Annotated in this window: 19 protein-coding genes; 8 read left to right on the top strand and 11 right to left on the bottom strand. The window is 75.6% G+C overall.

Translation table 11 applies throughout. The features are described 5' to 3' along the window. The first annotated feature begins 224 nt into the window (after positions 1-224). Positions 225-1,490 carry a D-arabinono-1,4-lactone oxidase gene (locus SGLAU_RS26115; RefSeq protein WP_043504936.1) on the top strand — a complete coding sequence of 422 codons (1,266 nt, stop codon included), beginning with the start codon at positions 225-227 and terminating at the stop codon, positions 1,488-1,490. A gap of 201 nt (positions 1,491-1,691) precedes the next feature. On the opposite strand, the gene SGLAU_RS26110 is transcribed toward SGLAU_RS26115, so the two are convergent. Together SGLAU_RS26110 and SGLAU_RS26105 are read right to left on the bottom strand one after the other, a co-directional pair. After that, positions 1,692-2,195, bottom strand: coding sequence for a hypothetical protein (locus SGLAU_RS26110; protein WP_043504935.1), 504 nt, complete (start codon positions 2,193-2,195; stop codon positions 1,692-1,694). Further along, on the bottom strand, positions 2,192-3,922 hold the full coding sequence (locus tag SGLAU_RS26105; RefSeq protein ID WP_043504933.1) for a PHP domain-containing protein: 1,731 nt from the start codon (positions 3,920-3,922) through the stop codon (positions 2,192-2,194). Before SGLAU_RS26105 ends, SGLAU_RS26110 begins: the two co-directional genes overlap by 4 nt. A gap of 254 nt (positions 3,923-4,176) precedes the next feature. Here SGLAU_RS26105 and SGLAU_RS26100 point away from each other — a divergent pair, with 254 nt between their 5' ends. Then, positions 4,177-4,767, top strand: a complete 591-nt coding sequence (locus SGLAU_RS26100; protein ID WP_043504932.1) for a TetR/AcrR family transcriptional regulator — start codon at positions 4,177-4,179, stop codon at positions 4,765-4,767. A 48-nt stretch (positions 4,768-4,815) separates the two neighbouring features. Here SGLAU_RS26100 and SGLAU_RS26095 read toward each other — a convergent pair whose 3' ends face one another. After that, complete coding sequence (locus SGLAU_RS26095) at positions 4,816-5,601, bottom strand: isocitrate lyase/PEP mutase family protein (protein WP_043504931.1); 786 nt, start codon at positions 5,599-5,601, stop codon at positions 4,816-4,818. 208 nt (positions 5,602-5,809) lie between these two features. On the opposite strand from SGLAU_RS26095, the gene SGLAU_RS26090 reads away from it, so the two are divergent. Further along, positions 5,810-6,736, top strand: a complete 927-nt coding sequence (locus SGLAU_RS26090; RefSeq protein ID WP_043504930.1) for an EamA family transporter — start codon at positions 5,810-5,812, stop codon at positions 6,734-6,736. 384 nt (positions 6,737-7,120) lie between these two features. Here the strand turns inward: SGLAU_RS26090 and SGLAU_RS26085 are convergent, their stop codons facing one another. Further along, a complete protein-coding gene (locus tag SGLAU_RS26085) occupies positions 7,121-7,516 on the bottom strand; it encodes a RidA family protein (RefSeq protein WP_043504929.1) in 396 nt (131 codons plus the stop codon). Between the two features lie 148 nt (positions 7,517-7,664). Here SGLAU_RS26085 and SGLAU_RS26080 point away from each other — a divergent pair, with 148 nt between their 5' ends. Further along, positions 7,665-8,636: a helix-turn-helix transcriptional regulator gene (locus SGLAU_RS26080; RefSeq protein WP_043504928.1), complete on the top strand. Its 972-nt coding sequence runs from the start codon at positions 7,665-7,667 to the stop codon at positions 8,634-8,636. A 121-nt stretch (positions 8,637-8,757) separates the two neighbouring features. On the opposite strand, the gene SGLAU_RS26075 is transcribed toward SGLAU_RS26080, so the two are convergent. Next, the gene (locus SGLAU_RS26075) at positions 8,758-9,831 is read right to left on the bottom strand and encodes a rhamnogalacturonan acetylesterase (RefSeq protein WP_043504927.1); all 1,074 of its coding nucleotides are present in this window, start codon (positions 9,829-9,831) and stop codon (positions 8,758-8,760) included. A gap of 80 nt (positions 9,832-9,911) precedes the next feature. After that, the gene (locus SGLAU_RS26070) at positions 9,912-10,997 is read right to left on the bottom strand and encodes a family 43 glycosylhydrolase (protein ID WP_043504926.1); all 1,086 of its coding nucleotides are present in this window, start codon (positions 10,995-10,997) and stop codon (positions 9,912-9,914) included. 304 nt (positions 10,998-11,301) lie between these two features. Here SGLAU_RS26070 and mmuM point away from each other — a divergent pair, with 304 nt between their 5' ends. Next, complete coding sequence (gene mmuM, locus SGLAU_RS26065) at positions 11,302-12,273, top strand: homocysteine S-methyltransferase (RefSeq protein WP_078957899.1); 972 nt, start codon at positions 11,302-11,304, stop codon at positions 12,271-12,273. Between the two features lie 54 nt (positions 12,274-12,327). Here mmuM and SGLAU_RS26060 read toward each other — a convergent pair whose 3' ends face one another. After that, positions 12,328-13,923 carry a carboxylesterase/lipase family protein gene (locus SGLAU_RS26060; protein ID WP_208868948.1) on the bottom strand — a complete coding sequence of 532 codons (1,596 nt, stop codon included), beginning with the start codon at positions 13,921-13,923 and terminating at the stop codon, positions 12,328-12,330. 254 nt (positions 13,924-14,177) lie between these two features. Here SGLAU_RS26060 and SGLAU_RS26055 point away from each other — a divergent pair, with 254 nt between their 5' ends. Together SGLAU_RS26055 and SGLAU_RS26050 are read left to right on the top strand one after the other, a co-directional pair. Next, complete coding sequence (locus SGLAU_RS26055; protein WP_208868947.1) at positions 14,178-15,191, top strand: hydroxyacid dehydrogenase; 1,014 nt, start codon at positions 14,178-14,180, stop codon at positions 15,189-15,191. Positions 15,192-15,400: 209 nt separating this feature from the next. After that, the gene (locus tag SGLAU_RS26050) at positions 15,401-16,444 is read left to right on the top strand and encodes a LacI family DNA-binding transcriptional regulator (protein ID WP_043504925.1); all 1,044 of its coding nucleotides are present in this window, start codon (positions 15,401-15,403) and stop codon (positions 16,442-16,444) included. A 9-nt stretch (positions 16,445-16,453) separates the two neighbouring features. On the opposite strand, the gene SGLAU_RS26045 is transcribed toward SGLAU_RS26050, so the two are convergent. Both SGLAU_RS26045 and SGLAU_RS26040 read right to left on the bottom strand, forming a co-directional pair. Beyond that, a complete protein-coding gene (locus SGLAU_RS26045) occupies positions 16,454-17,104 on the bottom strand; it encodes a ThuA domain-containing protein (RefSeq protein WP_043507043.1) in 651 nt (216 codons plus the stop codon). A gap of 74 nt (positions 17,105-17,178) precedes the next feature. Beyond that, positions 17,179-17,793, bottom strand: coding sequence for a hypothetical protein (locus SGLAU_RS26040; protein ID WP_043504924.1), 615 nt, complete (start codon positions 17,791-17,793; stop codon positions 17,179-17,181). Positions 17,794-17,854: 61 nt separating this feature from the next. Here SGLAU_RS26040 and SGLAU_RS26035 point away from each other — a divergent pair, with 61 nt between their 5' ends. Further along, positions 17,855-18,484 (top strand): VOC family protein, encoded by a 630-nt coding sequence (locus SGLAU_RS26035; protein WP_043504923.1) that lies wholly within the window; start codon positions 17,855-17,857, stop codon positions 18,482-18,484. Between the two features lie 251 nt (positions 18,485-18,735). Here SGLAU_RS26035 and SGLAU_RS26030 read toward each other — a convergent pair whose 3' ends face one another. Together SGLAU_RS26030 and SGLAU_RS26025 are read right to left on the bottom strand one after the other, a co-directional pair. Further along, positions 18,736-18,933, bottom strand: coding sequence for a DUF6059 family protein (locus tag SGLAU_RS26030; protein ID WP_043504922.1), 198 nt, complete (start codon positions 18,931-18,933; stop codon positions 18,736-18,738). Continuing rightward, positions 18,930-19,949 (bottom strand): methyltransferase, encoded by a 1,020-nt coding sequence (locus SGLAU_RS26025; RefSeq protein WP_043504920.1) that lies wholly within the window; start codon positions 19,947-19,949, stop codon positions 18,930-18,932. The genes SGLAU_RS26030 and SGLAU_RS26025 overlap by 4 nt, the downstream gene beginning before the upstream one ends. Positions 19,950-19,983: the final 34 nt, after the last annotated feature.

The following is a 19,983-nucleotide window of genomic DNA, read 5'->3' as shown; positions in this document are numbered from 1 at the left end:
TGTCTCCTCCCTGCGGCGTTTCCGTGTGCGGCGTGCGACTCCTCACGGTATGCCCCGTGCCTTCGCGGGTGTGCAGCCGGGTCCACCCCAGGCGGTGCTGCTTCCCGATTTTTGCCCGAGTGTTTCCGGTTATGTCCGTTCCGGATGCTGAAAGCGCTCTCGGCCGGGTGGCCGGGCCCGCCTACACTGCCTCGATCTCGATCCCCGGAAAGGGAGTACGCCGTATGACCGAGGCCGTGTCGGTGACGAACTGGGCGGGCAACATCACGTACGCCGCCAAGGAGCTGCACCGCCCCCACTCCCTGGGCGCGCTGCGGGCACTGGTCGCGGACAGCGCGCGGGTGCGGGTGCTGGGCAGCGGGCACTCCTTCAACGAGATCGCCGAGCCGGGCCCCGACGGGGCGCTGCTGTCACTGGCCGGACTGCCGCCCGAGATCGAGGTGGACACCGCGGCGCGGACGGTCCGGGTCTCGGGCGGAGTCCGGTACGCGGAACTGGCCCGTGTCGTGCACCGGCACGGGCTGGCGCTGGCCAACATGGCGTCGCTGCCGCACATCTCGGTGGCCGGCTCGGTGGCGACCGGGACGCACGGCTCGGGCCTGCGCAACGGCCCGCTCTCGACGGCCGTGCGGGAGGTCGAGCTGGTCACCGCCGACGGGTCGGCCGTGCGGATCGCGCGCGGCGAGGAACGGTTCGGCGGCGCCGTGACCGCGCTCGGGGCACTCGGCGTCGTCACCGCTCTCACCCTCGACCTGGAGCCGGCCTTCGAGGTGGAGCAGTACGTGTTCACCGAACTGCCGCAGGCCGGGCTGGACCGGGCGGCGTTCGAGGCGGTGATGGGAGCCGCGTACAGCGTCAGCCTGTTCACCGACTGGGGTGCGCCCGGCTTCCGGCAGGTGTGGGTCAAGCGGCGCACCGACCGGCCCTACGCCGGGTTCGACCGCGCCGTGCCCGCCACGGGGGCCATGCACCCGGTGCCGGGGATGCCGGCCGTGAACTGCACCGCCCAGTTCGGGGTGCCGGGGCCGTGGCACGAGCGGCTGCCGCACTTCCGGGCGGAGTTCATGCCGAGCAGCGGGGCGGAGTTGCAGTCGGAGTACCTGCTGCCGCTGGGGTCGGCGGTCGACGCCTTGCACGCGGTCGACGGGATCCGGGACGCGCTCGCCCCCCTGCTGCAGACGTGCGAGATCCGCACCGTCGCCGCCGACGACCAGTGGCTGAGCCCCGCGCACGGCCGGGACTCGGTGGCCCTGCACTTCACCTGGATCCCGGACACCGCTGCCGTGCTGCCGGTGATACGCCGGCTGGAGCGGGCGTTGGACGGCTTCGGGGCGCGACCGCACTGGGGCAAGGTCTTCACGGTGCGGGCGGAGGTGCTGCGGGAGCGGTACCCGCGGCTCGGCGACTTCGCCGCGCTGGCCGGGGAGCTGGACCCGGCGGGCAAGTTCGCCAACGCCTTCGTGCGCGACGTCCTGGGCGAGCGGGGCTGAGGCCGCACGGGGGGGGGCTGCGGTGCGGTCGGCACGGACCGACCTCACGGCCCCCTTCCTGCGGCCTTCGCCGGAAGCCCGCCGCCGCGGTACCACCCGCGGGCCGTCCGCACCTCACGCTCTCCGGGCGACCGGCCGGGACACCGCCGCCGGCCGGGGCCCGCACCGGGCGCCGGCCGGCGGACGGCCGTTGCGCCCGGGTCAGTGGTCCGCGCAGCACGGGGTCGGATCCGGCACCTCGAACGGGGTGAGCCGGCCGCCCGCGGCGGGCATGGCGGTCAGCACCAGTTCGCCCCGCTGCCACTGCGGGCGGACGTGGTCCCGGGTCACCAGCTCCGTCCGTGGGTCGGGCGCCCCGCCCGCGCCCAGCACGCTCACCCGGTCGATCGCGGAACGGGACAGCAGCCGAGCGACCGTCAGGGTGCCGGTGAGGCCGTCCGCGCCCGGGAAGAGCACCGCGCGCCCCACCGCGTCGGGGGCGCCGTCCGTCACCTCGTACCCGCGCGCCGCCAGCCGCTCCCGGCAGTCCGGCGCGGACGTGGTGAGGGAGAGGGCGACCCGCGGCCGGCCGTCCCGCAGCAGGTGCGTGCATCCGAAGGTGCCCTCGGGAAGGGCGAGTTCGGCCGCGAGCGTGCGCAGCAGGCGGTCGGCCGCGCGCAGGTCGGTCAGCCCCGGGTCCACGGTGAGGGCGTACGGCCCGGTCATGACGGCAGCACCCACACCGGGTTGGAGTAGAACCAGAGGTCGCGCCACGGGTCGGCGTCGCCGACGACGTCGAGCGCCGGGCCCGCCGGGTCGACGGCCGCGCCCATCGGGCCCACGGCGGTGCGGTTGCCGTCGGTGCCGCGCAGCCGGACGTAGACGGGGCGGTCCACCCGGCCGAGGTCGTAGCCGAGGCGGACCGTGCCGGCCGACTTGTTCACCTCGAAGGACCGGACCACCTTGGCGGTGGGGGCGGTGAAGGTGTCCTTGTCCGCGACCTCGCCGGTGACGTCGCCCTGGATCACGTCGACCCGGGCCAGCCGCGGCACGAACCCGGCCCAGTTGGGGCCGCCGGCCAGCGCCACGTCCGCCGTCAGCGTGACCCGGGTGCCCTTGCGCACGTGCAGGGCGCCGCCGAGCGTGGCCCAGCGCCGGCCGCCCGCGAGCCGCACGTCGAGGCCGCTGATCAGCTGGCCGTGGTCGACCCAGATGCGCCCGGCGCGGATGCCGTCCATGACGGCGGCGTAGGAGAAGCCGTCGGCACCGACGTGGGTGCGGCTGTACTGGCCGGGCCAGTAGTCGCCCTGGGTGACGTCGATCTTCCCCGCGTAGACGGGGTCCGGGTGGCGGCCGTCGCGGTCGAAGTCGCCGCCCGGGCCGCGCGTCGTGGTGTCGCCGTAGATCTGGTGGGAGTCGGAATTGGCGGTGATCCACCAGGGTTTGCCCTCGGCGAGGAGGCTGTCCCACAGGCCGCCCACGGTGGCGGTCATCCAGTCGAAGCCGCCCCAGGTGCGGTACGACTCCGGCGGGTAGCCGGGGAAGGAGTTGGCGCCGGGGTTGTTGTCGTAGATGCCGCGGGCACGGTTCATGCCGAGCGGGGCCGGGAGACCCGCGGCCTGGTGGCCGGGGGCGCCCTCGAAGCCGACGGCGATCCGGTGCTCGGCGGGGGTGGCGTCCCGCCAGGCACGGATCTCGTGCGGGGAGTCGACGCCGCGCCGCGCGGGGTGGTTGGCCAGCATCAGCGCGTCCTTGACCTTGCGCGCCCGCACCTGTTCGGCGAGGAAGCCCAGGCCGGCCACGGCGAGGGCCTCGTTGGCGGGCGTGGAGTCGGTGGCGCCCCGGACGCCGCCGTCGTAGTCGGTCTCGAACTGCTTCAGCACGGCGACCTCGTTGCGGCCGGGGTGCACGAACACGGTGCCGTGCTCCGCGGCCGGGATGTTCCACTCCAGGCCCTGGAAGACGAGGGTGTCCTCGTGGGCCGCGCGGGCCGCCCTGATGTCCGGGTTGACCTTCTCCACGCCGATCCTGGCGTGGGTGGCGCTGCCGTGGTCGGTGATGACCAGCCAGTCCATGCCGTGCCGGGCGCCCTGCCGTACCTGGTCGACGACGCGGTACTTCCCGTCGCTGCTGTACTGGGTGTGGATGTGGTGGTCGCCCGCCAGCCACAGGAAGCCGTCCCGCCTGCGGCCGCCCGCCGCGGCGTGCGCGGCCTGCGCGGCGGTCGTGGTGGCGTTCGCCGGCTGCGACCGCGGGGTGAGCACACTGGCCGCCGCCAGGCCCGCGCCGAGCAGTCCGGCGCGGCGCAGCAGCGAGCGGCGGGACTGCTGTTCGGGGGTCAGGGCCTCGTCGGGGACGGTGGTGTCGAAGGCGGCGGGCAGGGCCGCGTGGCCGTGCGGCTGATCGTGGTCGTGGTGGTGGTGCCCGTGGCCGTGCTCGTGGACGTGCCCCATGTGTGCCTCCTCCATGCCGCCGTCTTCCGCGGCCGACTCGTCGGGCGCGCAGCCGCGCCGCGTCAGGAGGATCGGGGCGGAAGATGAATGGGGCGGGACCCCGGGGTGAGCGCCAGGGGTACCGGACACGGCCGGTCGTCGGGTCGCCCGCGGCGTCCGCCGCGCCCTGCCCGGCGGCCCCCGCCGGCCGGGCTCCACTAGGCTCCTCCCGGGTCCCCCTGGGTGAGAGCGGGGGGAGTCAGGGAGGGAGCACCGTGCCCCGTGCCGGCATCACCGCGGACCGTCTCGTCACGGCCGCCGTCGAGCTCGCCGACGAGGCCGGGTTCGAGAACGTCACCCTGTCGGCGCTGGCACGCCGCTTCGGCGTCAAGGACGCGAGCCTGTACTCGCACGTCAAGAACCTCCAGGACCTCCGCACCCGGATGGCGCTGCGGGCCGGCGGCGAGCTGATCGACCGGATCGCGGCGGCCGTCGCCGGGCGCGCGGGCAAGGAGGCGCTGGCGGCGTTCGCCGGCGCCTACCGGGCGTACGCGCTGGAGCACCCCGGCCGGTACGCGGCCACCCAGATCCGGGTCGAGCAGACCCTCCTCGCCGACTCCCCCGCGCTGCGCCGCACGGCCGAGATCACCTACGGCATGCTGCGTGCCTACGGCCTCGGCGAACCCGACCTCACCGACGCCGTGCGCCTGCTGCGCGCCACCTTCCACGGGTACTGCGTCCTGGAGGCCGGCGGCGGCTTCGGCGCCCCCCGCGACGTGGAGCAGTCCTGGAACCGTGCCGTCGACGCCCTGCACACGGCCCTGACGCACTGGCCCCGCGAGGAGCACGGCGGCCCCCGTGCGTGACCACGCCGCGTGCGGCGACGGACCGCTCCGGCTCGGCGGCGCCGACGCTCACCCGGGAGCCCCGCCGGCCGGCTCCCGTACCTCGTCGTAGGACGGCATCGCGCCCTGCGGCGCGCGCCCCGCGCGGATTCCCACCACCGCCTCCACGGCCGCGCCCAGCGCCCGCCGGTACGGCAGCGAGCCGAGGCTGATCCGGCGGACCCCCAAGTCCGCGAGGTGGGCGACGCTGGGGCCGTGGGGCGCGTAGAGGATGTTGAGGGGAACGCCGTCGAGGTCCGCGGCCAGGGCGGCGATCGTGGCCGGGTCGGTCAGCCCGGGCACGAACACGCCGTCCGCGCCCGCCTCGACGTAGGCCGCCAGGCGGCGCACGGTGCCCTCGCCGTCACCCAGCCAGTACGTGTCCGTGCGGGCGTTGACGAAGAGACCGGGGGCCGCGGACCCCACCGCCGCGATCTTCTCCGCGTGCCGGGCGGACGGACCGAGACCGTCCTCCAGGTTGATCCCCACGGCCCCGACGGCGGCCAGCTCCCGGGCGAACTCCCCCACCTCCTGCGGGTCGTCGGAGAAGCCGCCCTCCGCGTCCACCGACAGCAGGAACGGCTCCGCGCCCAGGGTGAGGGCCAGACGCAGTGTCTCGTCCCGGGTCGACGCCGTACCGTCCGGCAGTCCGGCCGCCGCCGCGACCCCCAGACTGGTCGTGCCGATCGCGGTGAAGCCCTGTGCGGCGAACAGCCGCGCGGAGGCGTGGTCCCAGGCGGTGGGCAGGAGGAGAGGCGGTCCGCTGCGGTGGAGTCCGGCGAAGGCGGTCGGCGCGGTGGGCGGGTCGGCGGTCATGACCGCACGGTAGGCGCGGATCCCTTCGGCGCCGGCCGAAACGTCCGCGCCGGGACCCGCCGGCGGTCGCCCGCCCCCGCACCGGGCGCGCGTCCGCCCCCGCGGGGAGGCGGGCGGGGGCGGCGAAGCAGACCGACGAGGCTTCCCCGGTGCCCGGGCGGGCGAAAACCGGGCGACGCGCGGGCGTCGGGGCACCGATACTCCACGGGTGGCCACCCTGAACGTCACCGACGGAACCGAACGCGGCCCCTCTCCCCGGGCCTTTCCGCCCGCACTCGCCGGGCGCGCCTTCGACGCGATCCCGCCACCCGCCCTGGTCCTGCTCGGCATCGTCAGCGTCCAGGTGGGTTCCGCGCTCGCCAAGCACCTGTTCGGCGCGGTGGGCAGCTTCGGCACGGTCGCGTTGCGGCTGCTGTTCGCGGCGGCGGTGCTGATGCTGTTGTGGCGGCCGGCGCCGCGCATGAGCCGCCGGGCCTGGACCGTGGTCGTCGGCTACGGCGTGATCCTCGCCCTGATGAACCTGTGCTTCTACCTCGCGCTGGAGCGGATCCCGCTGGGGATCGCGGTGACCATCGAGTTCCTCGGACCGCTGACGGTGGCCCTGGCGGGATCCAGGCGGTGGCTGGACGCCTTCTGGGCCCTGCTCGCGGCGGCCGGAGTGGTCATGCTGGCGGGCGGGCGCGGCGACCTCGACCTCGCCGGCCTCCTTTTCGCCCTCGCCGCGGGCACCTTCTGGGGCCTGTACATCCTGGTCGGCGCGGCCCTGGGCCGGCACACCTCGGAGGGCGACGGGCTGGCCCTGGGGATGGCGGTCGCGGCCCTGGTGGCCGTGCCGTTCGGCGTGGCCGAGAGCGGGACGGCGCTGCTCCAGCCGTGGGTGCTGGCGGCGGGGGCCGGCGTGGCGCTGCTGTCGTCGGTGATCCCGTACTCGCTGGACCTGGAGGCGCTCCGCAGGATGCCGCCGCGCGTGTTCGGCATCCTGATGAGCCTGGAACCGGCGATGGCGGCCCTGATCGGTCTCGTCGTGCTGCGGGAGTCGCTGCACTGGTCGCAGTGGCTCGCGGTGCTGTGCGTGGTGGCGGCGTCGGCGGGAGCCACCCGCGGGGCGCGCCCGGAGGACAGACCGGAGCTTTGATCCGGCGCGCTGATCCCGAGCACTGATCCTGAGCGCTGCTCTCGCGCGGACTGCCGTCGGCCGCCGCGGCCCTCAGCAGCTCGGCGACCCGGTGGTCGAAGTCCCGGCGGCGCTCCGGCGCCCAGCGCTCGGTGCGGTGTTGCCGCGCGCCCGCAGCGCCCCCCTACGAGCCCGACCCGCCGGCCCGCCGCACGGGGGGGCGCCCACCGTCTCCGCCGCGCGACGGGAACCCCGCCGCCCTTGCTCCGCGAGTGGATCGCACGGCGGCCTGGTCCGCCGCGGGCCTCCCGCCGCGCCTGCTCCGCGAGTCGATCCCGCCGCACACGCGCCGCCCGCGCCGCACCCGTTCCGGCCGGCGGCCCTCCCGGATGCGGCGGGATCACCTCACGCGACGGCGGTCCCCTCCAGCTCGACCATCAGGCCGGGAAGGGCCAGCCGGGTCACCCCGAGCATCGTGGTGGCGGGCGCCACCCCGGCGGCGCCCAGCCGCGACACCAGCACGCCGTAGTGCTCGAAGAGCCGGTCGACGTCGGTGGTGTAGACGTTGAGCCGGACCAGGTTCGCGAGGGTCATGCCGGCCGCGCCGAGCACGGCCTCCAGGTTGTCCACGGTCAGCGCCAGCTGCGCCGCCATGTCACCGGCGTGCCGCGGCTTGCCGTCACCGCCCGTCGCGGTCTGCCCGGAGCAGTACAGGGTCCGGGTGTGCCCGGAGACGACCTCGCCCTGGCTGTAGCCCAGTTGCTCCGACCACGTCCACGGGTTGACCTTCGATCGCTCCATCGCCACATCAGCTCCATTCGATCCACCGGCGGTTCGTACGGACGCCCGGAGGGCGCCGCTCGGCGGCGCACCGGCTCCGGCGTCACGGTGACAACCCTGCTCGCGAATCACGACACCTTCCGTCACGTATTTCGCTAGCGTTCCCCGCATGCGTGCCGACCGGCTGATCTCGTTGGTGCTGCTGCTGCGCCGGCACGGCCGGCTGACCGCGGCCGCGCTGGCCCGCGAGCTGGAGGTGTGCACCCGCACGGTGCTGCGCGACATCGAGGCGCTGTCCGCGGCCGGCGTCCCCGTCTACGCCGAACGCGGCCGGCACGGCGGCTTCGCGCTGCTGCCCGGCTTCCGGACCGATCTCACCGGCATGAACCACGACGAGGCACTCGCCCTGCTGGTCGCCGGATCGGGGCGCGCGGAGCAGGTGTTCGGCCTCGGCCCGGCGCTCGCCTCGGCGATGCGCAAGGTGGCCGACGCGCTGCCCGAGGGCCACCGGGACACCGCGAGTGACGCGGCCCGGCGGCTGCTCGTCGACCCGGAGACCGATCTGCTGTCCCGCCGCCCGTCCGGCGAGGAGCTGACCGGCGCCACGATGGCCGAGGTGCGGCGCGCGGTGCTCGCCGGCCGCAGGCTGCGCATCCACTACGCGGCCACCGGCCAGGCGCCGCGGTGGCGCACCGTGGACCCGATCGGCCTGGTCATCGTGCGCGAGCGGGGGTACTTGCTGGCCACCCGGTCCGGCGCGGACCGTACCTACCGGCTGTCACGGGTGCTGGCCGCCGAGGAACTCCCCGAACCGGCGCAGCGGCCGGAACGGGTCGACCTGGACCGGATCTGGCGGGACCGGTGCGCGCGGTTCCTGTCCGGCGACCACGTCACCGCGCTGGTGCGGGTGGACCCGGCGCGGCGGGAGGAACTGGTGGGCACCGCACTGGCCGTGCGCGCCGAGGAACCCGACGCGGACGGCCGGCTGCGGCTGGAGGCGACCTACCAGGACGCGCGACACGCCGAATGGGCGCTGTGGCAGCTCACCACGGACGCGGAGGCCCTGGCCCCGCAGTGGTTGCGCGCGTCCCTGCGCGACCGCGCCGCCGCGATGGCCTCCTGCTACGGCAGGCCGTCCTGAGACGGGCCCCCACGGCCCGGAAGGCCGCCGTGGGAGGGGCCGGCCGCTGCGAGCCGCCGACGCGGTGGCGGGGCGGAGGAGCGCCCCGGGGCGCCCTGTTCCGGCCGGGCGTCCCACGGGCTCACCGCGTGCGGACGAGGCCCCGCGGCACCAGGTGCCGGGCCAGCAGTTCGTCGCGCACCAGGCCCGCGTACACCGTGGCGCCGTGGACGGAGGTGTGGGTGTTGTCGCGCTTCTCGTCGGAGAGGTACAGCGCCTTGGACGCCTCGACGCCGAGCGCTTCCACGACCGCCCTCGTCCTGGCCGTGAGGTCGATCAGCGGCACCCGGCGGTCGGCGGCGACCGAGCGGATGACGGCCGGGTGGTCCACCCCGAGACCGTTGACCAGCAGGGCGGTGTCGTTGTCGAGCGTGCCGTCGGCGTTGAACCAGCGGCGGACGACCGGGGTGACGAGGACCGGCGCGCCGCCCTTCGCGCGGACGCCGTCCACCAGGGCTTCGAGGTTGGCCCGGTAGGTGGCCCCGTCGGTCGTCTTGTCGTTGTGGGCGAGCTGGATCAGGACCAGGTCACCGCGGCGGACGAGCGGCTCGACGGCGGCCCAGAGCCTGGGGTCCTGCCGGTAGGTGACCGTACTCTCGCCGGAGTCGGCGTGGTTGGCGACGGACAGGCCCCTGCGGAGGTACTGCGGCAGGTGCTGGCCCCAGCCGGCGTACGGGGCACCGGGCTGGTCGCAGACGGTGGAGTCGCCGACGAGGAAGAGCTGCCGGGCGTGCCGGGCGGGGGTGACGCCGACGCCGGCGAGGGCGGGGGCCGAGCCGCCGACGACGAGGTCCAGGCCCGCGGTGCCGGCGGGGCCGGTCGGCTCGCCCTCGGGGGTGCGGACGTCCACCGTGAAGCTGCGGGCGACGCGCCCTCCCGCCGGGACGGTGGTCTCGGGGAGCAGGGCGCGCCGGGTCTCGCCGGTGATGCGGGTGCTGGACGCGCTGTCGCCGCCGAGCAGGAGGTGCACGTCGTACGTGCCGGGCGGAACGTCGAAGTGGCAGGTGCCGGCGGCGCAGTGGGCGAGCCCGGACGCGGGCGCGGCGCCGCCGGGGACGGCGGCACCGGCGTGGGCGGGTGCGGCACCGGCGGGCCCGGTGGACAGCGCCGCACCCAGGGTGAGCGCCGCCAGCGCGGCCGTCCTGAAACGTCTCATGCCCGGCTCCTCGGTTCCCGACGACGTGCTCCGGCGGAGGACGACCGTACCGCGCCAGGGCAGCGTTTGGAAAACGCTTTCTAGCCGCCGTTCACCCACTCCGTGTCGGCGACCGGGACACCGAAGTCCGGGGTGCCGTCCGGCTTCCAGCCGAATCTCTGGACGCGGGTGTGCCGGTTGGGGTCGTCCAGCGGGTCGCCGGCGATCTCCTTGTACTGGCGGGCGTGGTAGACGAGGACGTCGGTGCGGCCGTCCTCGGCGACGGTGAAGCAGTTGTGGCCGGGCCCGTACTGCCGGGTGGTGTCGCTGCTCGCGAAGACGGGCACCGGGGACTTCGCCCAGTTCGCCGGGTCCATCAGGTCGCTGTCGGCGTCGGCGGTCAGCAGGCCCACGCAGTAGTGGTGGTCGGTGGCGGCGGCGGAGTACGTCATGAACACCCGGCCGTTGCGCCGCAGGACGTACGGGCCCTCGTTGACCTTGTAGCCGACGCACTCCCAGTCGAACTCGGGGGTGGTCAGCCGGACCTGGGGGCCGGTCAGGGTCCACGGGTTCGCCATCCGCGACAGCCACACGGCGGTGTTGTTGTCCATGCCGGGCTCGTGCTGGGCCCAGGCGAGGTAGCGGGTGCCGCGGTGGGTGAAGGTGGTGGCGTCGAGGGAGAAGGTGTCCCAGGCGGTCCTGATCCGGCCCTTCTCGACCCAGGTGCCCCGCAACGGGTCGGGGTGGGCGTTCTCCAGGACCCAGATGCGGATCCGCCAGACGTCCTCGGCCGGGGCGGCGGCGAAGTAGACGTACCACTTGCCGTCGACGCGGTGCAGCTCCGGGGCCCAGATGTGGGCGGCCATGTCGCCGGCGGGGTGGGCCCGCCAGACGACGGACTCGGCGGCGGTCGCCAGGCCGCTCAGGGTGCGCGAGCGGCGCAGGACGATCCGGTCGTACTCGGGGGCGGTGGCGGTGAAGTAGTAGAAGCCGTCGGTGTGCCGGTTGATGTGCGGGTCGGCACGGTTGCGGACCAGGGGGTTCGCGTACGGCGCCGCCTGCGGGGAGGCGGCGAGGGCCGAGGGAGTGGAGGTGGCGAGGGCGCCCGCCGCGAGGGCGGCGCCCTTCAGCACCAGGCGGCGGCGGGGGGCATGGGACGGATCGTCGGCGCGGTCGGCGCGGCTCATGCGGAGTGCCTCTCTCGTCGCGGTACGGCGTCTCGGTTCGGGGTGCGGTCCGATGTCCCGGAGTGCGGTTCGACGACTCGGGGGCAGCCCCCCGCGGGCCGAGAATGCCGCATGTTCGATATTTCGGCTGCCATCTGTGATTACGAACGCAGAAAAGGTAGAGCGGTGTCTGACGGAGGTCAACGGGTCCGGCGGGGCGCATGCACGGCCACGCGGAGGCACCGCCGCGTCCCGCATGCTGGGCATCCTGTCCATGAGACGGGCACGCGGCGCTCCGAGCGGGCCCTTCGGCTAGCGTCGGGGCATGACCGGCGACACTCCCGCGCTCCCGCCCCCCTCCTCACCGGCCCCGCGGTCCGCCTCCCCCGGCCGGCTGGCCGAGGCGCTCGCCGCGGGGGCCGTGGTGCTGGACGGCGGGATGTCCAACCAGCTGGAGTCGGCCGGGTACGACCTCGGTGACGAACTGTGGTCGGCGCGGCTGCTCGCCGAGCACCCGGAGGCGGTCACCGAGGCGCACCTCGCCTACTTCGAGGCGGGCGCGGACGTGGCCATCACCGCCAGCTACCAGGCCACCTTCGAAGGCTTCGCCCACCGCGGCATCGGACCCCGGCGGGCGGCCGAACTGATGGCGCTGAGCGTCGAGTCGGGACGTGAGGCGGCCCGCCGGGCGCGGGCCGGGGGCGTCACCCGTCCGCTGTGGACGGCGGCGTCGGCGGGGCCGTACGGGGCGATGCTCGCCGACGGGTCCGAGTACCGGGGCCGCTACGGACTCTCGGTGGACGAACTGGAACGCTTCCACCGGCCGCGCCTGGAGGTGCTGGCCGCCGCCGGGCCGGACGTGCTGGCACTGGAGACCGTGCCGGACACCGACGAGGCGGCCGCGCTGCTGCGGGCGGTGCGCGGGCTGGGGGTGCCCGCCTGGCTCTCGTACACCGTCGGCGGCGGCCGGACGCGCGCCGGCCAGCCGCTCGACGAGGCGTTCGCGCTCGCCGCCGACGCGGACGAGGTGATCGCCGTCGGCGTCAACTGCTGCGCGCCCGAGGACGTGGACGCGGCGGTGGCGACGGCGGCCCGGGTGACCGGCAAACCCGTCGTCGTCTACCCGAACAGCGGGGAGGCCTGGGACGCCGGGGCCCGCGCCTGGAACGGCCGTGCCACGTTCACCGCCGCGCGGGTCGAGGGCTGGCGGTCGGCCGGGGCACGCCTGATCGGCGGCTGCTGCCGGGTCGGCCCCGAGGCGATCACCGCGATCGCGAGGGCGCTGCGCACCGGCTGAGCGGAACACCACCGCCGCCCCTGGCACGGTGGCCGTGGGCGGCAGCCGGCCCGCTCAGCGCCGGCGGGCTCCGCCGGAGCGGCGCAGCAGACGCGCGACCGACCGGGGTTCCGTGGTCCGCGCCGAACCGGCGGACGGCCCCGCGACCGGGGCCACCGCGGGGGCGGGCTCCACGGGTGCCGCGCCGGGAGCGGCCCACAGGGCGAGTTCGGCGTCCCGTGGACCGTGCGCGATGTGCGGCTCGCCGTCGCCGAAGACCTGTACGGGGTGCGCGGGACCCCAGGGCTCCCAGCCGGGACGGCCCTCGGTGACGAACCGCACCCACGCGGCGTGCATCGCCTCGGCCAGTTCCCGCGGCACGTTCTCACCGGCCAGTCTGGCCGACTCCGGTGTGTCCCCGCTGTCGAAGACGAAGCCCAGCTCCAGCGCGTGGCAGGCGCCGAGGCCGGGACGCAGGGAGGGCCAGGCGAACTCGTAGACGTAGGACGTGCCGGGGCGGGCGTCGGCCAGGCGGTGCAGGGGACGGCGCAGCAGGTGGTCGGTGACCATCTGGCCGACGATCTCGGCGGTGCCGGCGTCGGGGCGCAGCGCGCGGTAACCGCGGGGGACCTCGTGGCCGGCGCGGCAGCGGGCCATGGCGCCGGCGAGTGCCACGGCGCCGAGCCGGTCGACCCGCTCCAGCAGACCGCCCGGGACCAGCCAGAGGCGGTACTCGTCGCGGGTCCAGCCCATGAGCAGCTCGGCCCCGGCCGCGGCCCGGCCCTCGACCAGCACCTGGAGCGGGTCGCGGGGCACGAGGTCGCCGTCGACGACCACCCCGAAGGCGGGCCCGCCGAGGACCGGGCTGCTCAGCCGGCCCACCTCGGCCTGGGTGCGCAGCAGCAGTTCCCGGTCGACGGCCGCGAAGGCCTCGGCGGTCGCGGGGACCTTCAGCCGGGCGGCCATCCGGCGCACCATGCGCCGCACCTTGTCCCGGTCGGAGGCCTCGGGCGCCCCGCTCTGCAGCACGGCCCGCCGGAACAGGCCCTGGGCCTGCGGCGCGGCGATCAGGGCGCCGACGCTGATGGCACCGGCGGACTGCCCGGCCAGGGTGATCCGGTCCGGGTCGCCGCCGAACGCCTCGATCGCCCGGTGCACCCAGCGCAGGGCGGCGAGCTGGTCGCGCAGCCCGGGGTTGGCGGGCGCGTCCGGGAACAGGCCGTAGCCCTCGACGCCGAGCCGGTAGTTGACCGACACGCACACCACGCCGTCCCGGGCGAAGGTGCGTCCGTCGTACACCGGGACGCTGGACGAACCCCTGGTCAGCGCCCCGCCGTGGAGCCAGACGAGCACCGGGAGCCGGGCTCCCGGCCCCGGTTCGGGCGTCCACACGTTGAGGTTGAGGCAGTCGTCGCCGGGCACGACCGGGTCGGACAGGTACTGGGCGAAGGCATCGGAGTACGGCGGTTTCGGGGCGGTCGGACCGAAGGCCAGCGCGTCCCGGACCCCGTGCCAGGGCTCGGGCGGGACGGGCGGCCGGAAGCGGTGGGGGCCGAACGGGGGCGCGGCGTAAGGGATCCCCCGGAACACGGCGACACCGTGTTCGAGGCGTCCGCGCACGGCCCCGTACGGTGTGCGCACCACGGGGCCCGTCCGGTCCGCCGCCGCCATCCGCAACCAGCTCCTCGCCCGCTCGTGCTCCGTTTCATCCGAGAGCGTCGCATCGCGCGCGGGTATTCCGCCGCGGGCGCCGCCGCCGGGGCACCGTGCGCACGATCGGCGGTGCACCGCACCGGGCACCCGGTGCGGCCCGGGACCGGCCCGCACGGACCGATTGCTCCCGCCTCCCCGCCGATCTACGGTAGAAGGCGCTTTCCCGGACGTTCGCCCCGCCCTCCCCGCCACCTCCGCCCCTCAGGAGAGCCATGTCCCGCGCCCAGCCGCCCAGGGCCGTGTTCGCCATGGATCCGGTGCACCTCCCACGGCTCTTCCCCGGTCCCCTCATGGCCCGGCTGCGGCAGACCGCCGAGGTCGATCCCGCGCTCGTCGTGCGGGACTTCGCCGAACCGGCCGCCGCCGGCGCGCTCGCCCGCGCCGAGGTGCTGATCACCGGCTGGGGCTGTCCCCGCCTCGACGAGCGGGCGCTGGCCGCCGTCCCCGGGCTGCGCGCGGTGCTGCACGCGGCGGGCTCGGTGCGTCCGCTGGCCGGGGACGCGCTGTGGCGGCGCGGCGTGACCGTCTCCAGCGCGGTCACCGGCAACGCCGTCCCGGTGGCCGAGTACACCCTGGCGATGATCCTTCTGTCGGGGAAGGACGCCTTCGGGCACCGCGAGCGCTACCGCGCGACGCGCACCCGCCCCTCGCCAGCCGAGACCGCCGGCATCGGCAACCTGGGCCGCCGGGTCGGCGTCGTCGGGGCCTCGCGGGTGGGCCGCCGGCTGCTGGAACTGCTGCGGCCGTACGACTTCGAGGTCCTGCTGTACGACCCGTACGTGGACGCCGCGGAGGCCGTCGCGCTCGGCGCCCGCCCGGCCTCCCTGGAGGAACTGCTGCGGGACAGCGACATCGTCACGCTGCACGCCCCGGACGTCCCGCGGACCCGCCGCATGCTGGACCGGTCGGCGCTCGCCCTGATGCGGGACGGCGGTGTGCTGATCAACACCGCGCGGGGGGTGCTGGTCGACCAGGACGCGCTCACCGACGAGTTGGTGTCGGGCCGGCTGAGCGCGGTCCTCGACGTCACCGATCCCGAGCCGCTGCCCGCCGGTTCCCCGCTGTACACCCTGCCCAACGTGTTCCTCACCCCGCACATCGCGGGTTCCCTCGGCAATGAGCTGGAGCGGCTGGGGCGGATCGTCGTGGAGGAGCTGGAGCGCTGGGCGCGGGGGCTCGCGCCGGCTCATGAGGTGCGGCAGGAGGACCTCACCCGGGTGGCGTGACGCCCTCCCGCCCGAGGTGTCCGCCGTTTCGGGAGTTCAGCGAGTCGCACCGCGTCGACTCCGGTGTCTTCACGTCTCCTTGCGGCAGCACCTAGGGTAGGAAGCGCTTTCTACACCGGCGTCCCGTCGGGTCGCGGTGACGGTCCGGGAGCAGGACGCCGACCAGAGCTTTCGAGGGCCCTCGGGCGGGCCGGAGGGGTGGTTTTCCGATGGGCCGAACGGCACGTGCGAGCGCGACGGCCGGTCCGACGCTGGCGGTGGTGGCCCGGGAGGCGGGGGTGTCCGTGCCGACGGCCTCCAAGGTGGTCAACGGCCGTGAGGACGTGGCTCCGGCAACGCGCCGCCGGGTCACCGAGGCGCTGGACCGGCTGGGGTACGTGCGCCGGCCCCGGTTCGACGCGGCACGGGCCCCGGGCATGGTGGACCTGGTCGTGCACGCCCTGGACAGTTCCTGGACCGGCGCCGTCCTGCACGGGGTGGAGCAGGCGGCGCACGACGCGGGACTGGACGTCGTCGTCTCGGCGGCGCTCGGCCGCAGCCGGGCCGGGCGCCCCGAACGCGGCTGGCTGGACAAGCTGACCGCGCGCGGATCGGCCGGGGTGCTGTTCAACCTGGCGGAGCTGACGGAGAGCCAGTACGGATGGCTGGAGCAGCACCGCATCCCCTTCGTGATGATCGACCCGGTGCTCGAACCGCCGCCGGGCGTGGTGTCGGTGGGCGCCGCGAACTGGCAGGGCGGGGTCACGGCGACCGAGCACCTGCTGGCCCTCGGCCACGAGCGGATCGCCGTGATCACCGGCCGCCGGCGCACGCTGTGCAGCGGCGCACGGCTCGCGGGCTACCGTTCCGCGCTCGCCTCGGCGGGGCTGCCGCACCGGCCCGAGTACGTCCGGCACGCCGGGTTCGACGAGGCGGTGGCCCGTCGGCACATGCGGGAGCTGCTGGACCTGCCCGAGCCGCCGACGGCCGTCTTCGTCTGCTCGGACCGGATGGCGCTGGGGGTGTACGACGCCGTGGCCGAACGGGGGCTGCGGGTGCCGGACGACCTGAGCGTCGTGGGCTTCGACGACCTCCCCGAGGCCCGCTGGGCGGCGCCCGCCCTGACCACGGTCCGCCAGCCGCTGTCGGAGATGGCGGCCACGGCCCTGCGCCTGCTGGTCCGCATGATGGACGGCGAGCGCCCGGAGAGCACCCGGACCGAACTCTCCACCCGCCTGGTGCCGCGCCGCAGCACGGCCGCCCCGCGCGGCTGAGCCGCCGGCTCAGTGCGCGAGTCGCGCCGCCCAGGCGATCCCGCCGCGCAGGTGCTGCCGGAAGTCCGGGTCGCCGTACGCCTCGGCGGCATGCCCGAGGGCGGTGTAGAAGACGCGCCCGGCGCCCTGGCTGCGGCACCACACCAGGGGGTGGTCGGCGCCCATCCCGCCGCCCTCGTACGAGGACTCGTCGGCGCACACCAGCACCCGTGCGGCGCCGCGCGGGTTGGTGCGGAAGTCGTACCACTCGTCGGTGAACTCCCAGACGGCGGGCAGCTGCCGGGTGGCCGGGTGCGTACGGTCCTCCACGACCGCCCTGCCGGGCTGGTGGGCGGGGTGCCGGTCGAAGCGGGCGCCCAGCAGCTCCCCGTAGTACGGCCAGCCGTACTCCGTGCAGGCCGCGGCGTGGACACCGACGAATCCGCCGCCCGCCTCCACGTACCCGGCGAGGCGCTCCCGCCCGGCCGGCGTCAGCACGTCCCCGCTGGTGGACAGGAAGACCACGGCGGCCCAGCCGTCCAGCGCCGCTTCCAGCGCCGCCGGGTCCTCGGTGTGCTCGACGTCGAACTCACCGAGCGCGCGGACGGCGACGACGGCGGCCGGGATCGAGTCGTGGCGGTAGTCGGTGGTGCGCGTGTAGACGAGCAGTCGCGGTGCCATGCCCACGACCATAGGCCGGGCGGCGGTCCGTCCGGACCGCCGGCCCGCGCGGAACCTCCGTCCTCGGGGCGGGGTCAGCCGCCCGCGCCCGCGCCGTCCAGGGGCGCCCCGTCCCCCTCGGCGGGCAGGTCGCCGCGCTCCACGGGCTCGGTGCCGGCCCCGCCGCGCGGCAGCAGGGCGTCGAGCTCGTCGGCCGTGGGGCGGTGGGCACCGAGGGCGGCCTCGCGCAGCACGTCCCGGCCGACGCCGGGCCCCGCGCCCACCAGGACGACGTGGCCCTCCTTGGGGACGGCGTACTCACGCTGGTCGCCGGAGGTGCGGTACCAGGCGTCGCCGTCCTTGCGGCAGGTGGCCGAACCGCCCGGCGAGGACGCCCCGGCCGGCTGCTCCGGGCAGGTCGCCGCGGTCGTCCCGGTGCGGTCGACCCGGAGCTGGATCCGGTCGCCGGTGGACCGGGAGACGTACACCGCGGAGAAGCCGTCGTCGCCGTGGACGCCGACGGACTGCGGGGCCACGGCGAACCCGTCCGCTTCGATGGCGTACACGTGTTCCGGGGCGATGCCCAGCCGCTGTGCGCGGGCGGCGACCTCCCCCGGGTCGGCCGCCCGGCCCTGGCTCCCGCAGCCGGTGAGAAGCAGCACGGACAGCGGCAGCGAGGCGTACGTCAGGGCACGCGGCGGACGGATCATCCCCTCATCATCCCGTACGGATGTTCCCCGGCGGGGCGGGAGTCGGCGTAACCTCGCGGCGGTGAACACGATTCCGGCACACCTGGACCACCTCGTCCTCGCCACCCCGGACCTGGCGGCGACCCTCGCCGACTTCACCCGGCGGACCGGGGTGACCCCGGCCGCCGGCGGCACCCATGTCGGCCTCGGTACCCGCAACCACCTCGTCGGCCTGGGCGGCGCCGGGTACCTGGAGATCATCGGCCCGGACCCGGAGCAGCCCGCCCCGGCCGGCCCGCGGCCGTTCGGCGTGGACCTGCTGCCCGGCCCGCGCACCGTGACCTGGGCGATCCGCACGACCGACCTGGACGCGGCGATCGCCTCGGCCCGCGCCCGCGGCCACGATCCCGGTCCCGCCCGGGCGATGAGCCGCCGCACGCCCGACGGCGCCCTGCTGGAGTGGCGGCTGACGGACGGTTCCGCCCACCCGTCCGGGCTGGTGCCCTTCCTCATCGACTGGGGCGCCTCCCGCCACCCCACCGCCGCCGGGCTGCCCGTCACCCCCTTGCTGCGGCTGTCGGCGACGGCTCCCGACCCGGCGGAGATCCGCCCCCTGCTGGCCGCCCTGGACACCGGGCTGGCCCTCGCCGAGGGGCCGGCCGGGTTCTCCTTCACGGTCGGCACACCGCGCGGCCCGGTCACCTTCACCTGACCGCGCGGCCCGGCCGCGCGCTGGTGGTCCTCGCCTCCCCGACCGGGGCGCGGCCAGGCACGGGATCCCGTGAGAGGTCCCCGCGGCGCCGGCCGCGGCCACGGGGCGCGCGGCTCGGCCACGCACCCGACGGCGCCGCGTCGCCGCCGGGGAGGCCGGGCGGGCCGGTACGTCCGCCGAGCACTCCCGCGGACGCGGACGTGCCCCGGTCCGGGGTGCCCGCCGCGCACCGGGCCGGGGTTCCCGGCAGGTCAGCGGGTCCAGCCCAGCTCGCGCGACAGGATCAGCTCCTGGGCGGTGAGCGCCGTGGGGACGAGCCGTTCCGGGTGTCCGGCCGGCGGGGCGGACCCGGCCCGGTCCTGCCCGTACGGGCCGGGGGGCAGGTGCCCGGTCCAGAACGCGCCGAGGCCGATCAGCCCCAGCCAGACGGTCCTGCCGAGCCACCTCACCGGGGTTTGCGGCCGATCGCGAGGGTGTCGGGCCCGCTCACCGCGGTGGTGCGGACGTCGGTGAATCCGGCGTCGGACAGCCACCGGACGCACTCCGCGGGGGTGTACTCGCGTCCCTCGTCGGAGGTCAGCAGCATGTTGAGGCTGCCGAGCAGGCTCAGTGCGGCACTGCGCCGGTCGTCGTCGATCATCCGGTCGTAGACGAGGACGGCACCGCCCGGGGTGAGCGCCTGGTGGATGCGGGCGATCAGCGCCTCGCGCTGCCGGAGACCGAAGTAGTGGAGGATGTGCCCGACGATGAACACGTCCGCGCGCGGCAGGGGGTCGGTGAAGAAGTCGCCCCCGGCGAAGCGCACCTGGTCCGTCGTCTCCAGGGACTTCATGTGCTCCTGGAAGAAGGGTTCCATCTCCGGCAGGTCGAAACAGGTGGCCCGCAGGTGCGGGTGAGCCCGGTGCAGGTGCGCGGCGAGGTTGCCGCGCGCGCCGCCGAGGTCGACGAAGGAGGAGTACTCCGTCCAGTCGAGCGCGCCGGCCAGGCTGTGCCCGACGCCGCCGTTGACGGCGTCCATGGCGCCGAGGAAGCCGCGGGCCGCCTCCGGGTCCGCGTAGCCGCCGAAGAAGCCGCCCTGGCTCGGCACCTGCTTCTCGCCCGTGCGCAGGGCCTCCGTCAGCCGTGCCCAGACGGGGAACAGCTTGGTGTCCGCGAGCCGGGCGTAGCCGCCGACGTACCCGGGCTTGCGCCGGTCCAGATGGCGGTCGGCGGCCGGGCTGTTGCGGTAGGTGTCCTCGCCCTCGCGCTCCAGGAGTCCCAGTGCCACCAGGGCGTCGAGGAAGTCCCGCGCGCCGCGAGGATGGATGCCCGCCCGCTCGCACAGCTCGCCGAGCGGCAGCGGTTTCCCGGCGAGCAGGGTGAACAGGTCCAGTTCGACCGCGCTGATGAGGGCGCGCGATCCGTAGAAGGCCATGGTCAGCTGGAGGATGTCGCCCGGTCCGCGGACGTGCGTGTGCGGTGTCATGGTGTGCTCGGCTCTCCTTGAACGTGGGGGCTGG

Source organism: Streptomyces glaucescens (assembly GCF_000761215.1).
GTDB lineage: Bacteria > Actinomycetota > Actinomycetes > Streptomycetales > Streptomycetaceae > Streptomyces > Streptomyces glaucescens_B.
Note: the sequence above shows the minus strand (reverse complement) of the source record. Positions and strands in the feature narration are given on the sequence as shown.

Bases quoted from the DNA above. Each gene is read 5' to 3' on its own strand.
- SGLAU_RS26115 (WP_043504936.1), top strand. From the start codon at position 225: ATGACCGAGGCCGTGTCGGTGACGAACTGGGCGGGCAACATCACGTAC.
- SGLAU_RS26110 (WP_043504935.1), bottom strand. From the start codon at position 2,195: ATGACCGGGCCGTACGCCCTCACCGTGGACCCGGGGCTGACCGACCTG.
- SGLAU_RS26105 (WP_043504933.1), bottom strand. From the start codon at position 3,922: ATGGGGCACGTCCACGAGCACGGCCACGGGCACCACCACCACGACCAC.
- SGLAU_RS26095 (WP_043504931.1), bottom strand. From the start codon at position 5,601: ATGACCGCCGACCCGCCCACCGCGCCGACCGCCTTCGCCGGACTCCAC.
- SGLAU_RS26085 (WP_043504929.1), bottom strand. From the start codon at position 7,516: ATGGAGCGATCGAAGGTCAACCCGTGGACGTGGTCGGAGCAACTGGGC.
- SGLAU_RS26080 (WP_043504928.1), top strand. From the start codon at position 7,665: ATGCGTGCCGACCGGCTGATCTCGTTGGTGCTGCTGCTGCGCCGGCAC.
- SGLAU_RS26075 (WP_043504927.1), bottom strand. From the start codon at position 9,831: ATGAGACGTTTCAGGACGGCCGCGCTGGCGGCGCTCACCCTGGGTGCG.
- SGLAU_RS26070 (WP_043504926.1), bottom strand. From the start codon at position 10,997: ATGAGCCGCGCCGACCGCGCCGACGATCCGTCCCATGCCCCCCGCCGC.
- mmuM (WP_078957899.1), top strand. From the start codon at position 11,302: ATGACCGGCGACACTCCCGCGCTCCCGCCCCCCTCCTCACCGGCCCCG.
- SGLAU_RS26060 (WP_208868948.1), bottom strand. From the start codon at position 13,923: ATGGCGGCGGCGGACCGGACGGGCCCCGTGGTGCGCACACCGTACGGG.
- SGLAU_RS26055 (WP_208868947.1), top strand. From the start codon at position 14,178: ATGTCCCGCGCCCAGCCGCCCAGGGCCGTGTTCGCCATGGATCCGGTG.
- SGLAU_RS26050 (WP_043504925.1), top strand. From the start codon at position 15,401: ATGGGCCGAACGGCACGTGCGAGCGCGACGGCCGGTCCGACGCTGGCG.
- SGLAU_RS26045 (WP_043507043.1), bottom strand. From the start codon at position 17,104: ATGGCACCGCGACTGCTCGTCTACACGCGCACCACCGACTACCGCCAC.
- SGLAU_RS26040 (WP_043504924.1), bottom strand. From the start codon at position 17,793: ATGATCCGTCCGCCGCGTGCCCTGACGTACGCCTCGCTGCCGCTGTCC.
- SGLAU_RS26025 (WP_043504920.1), bottom strand. From the start codon at position 19,949: ATGACACCGCACACGCACGTCCGCGGACCGGGCGACATCCTCCAGCTG.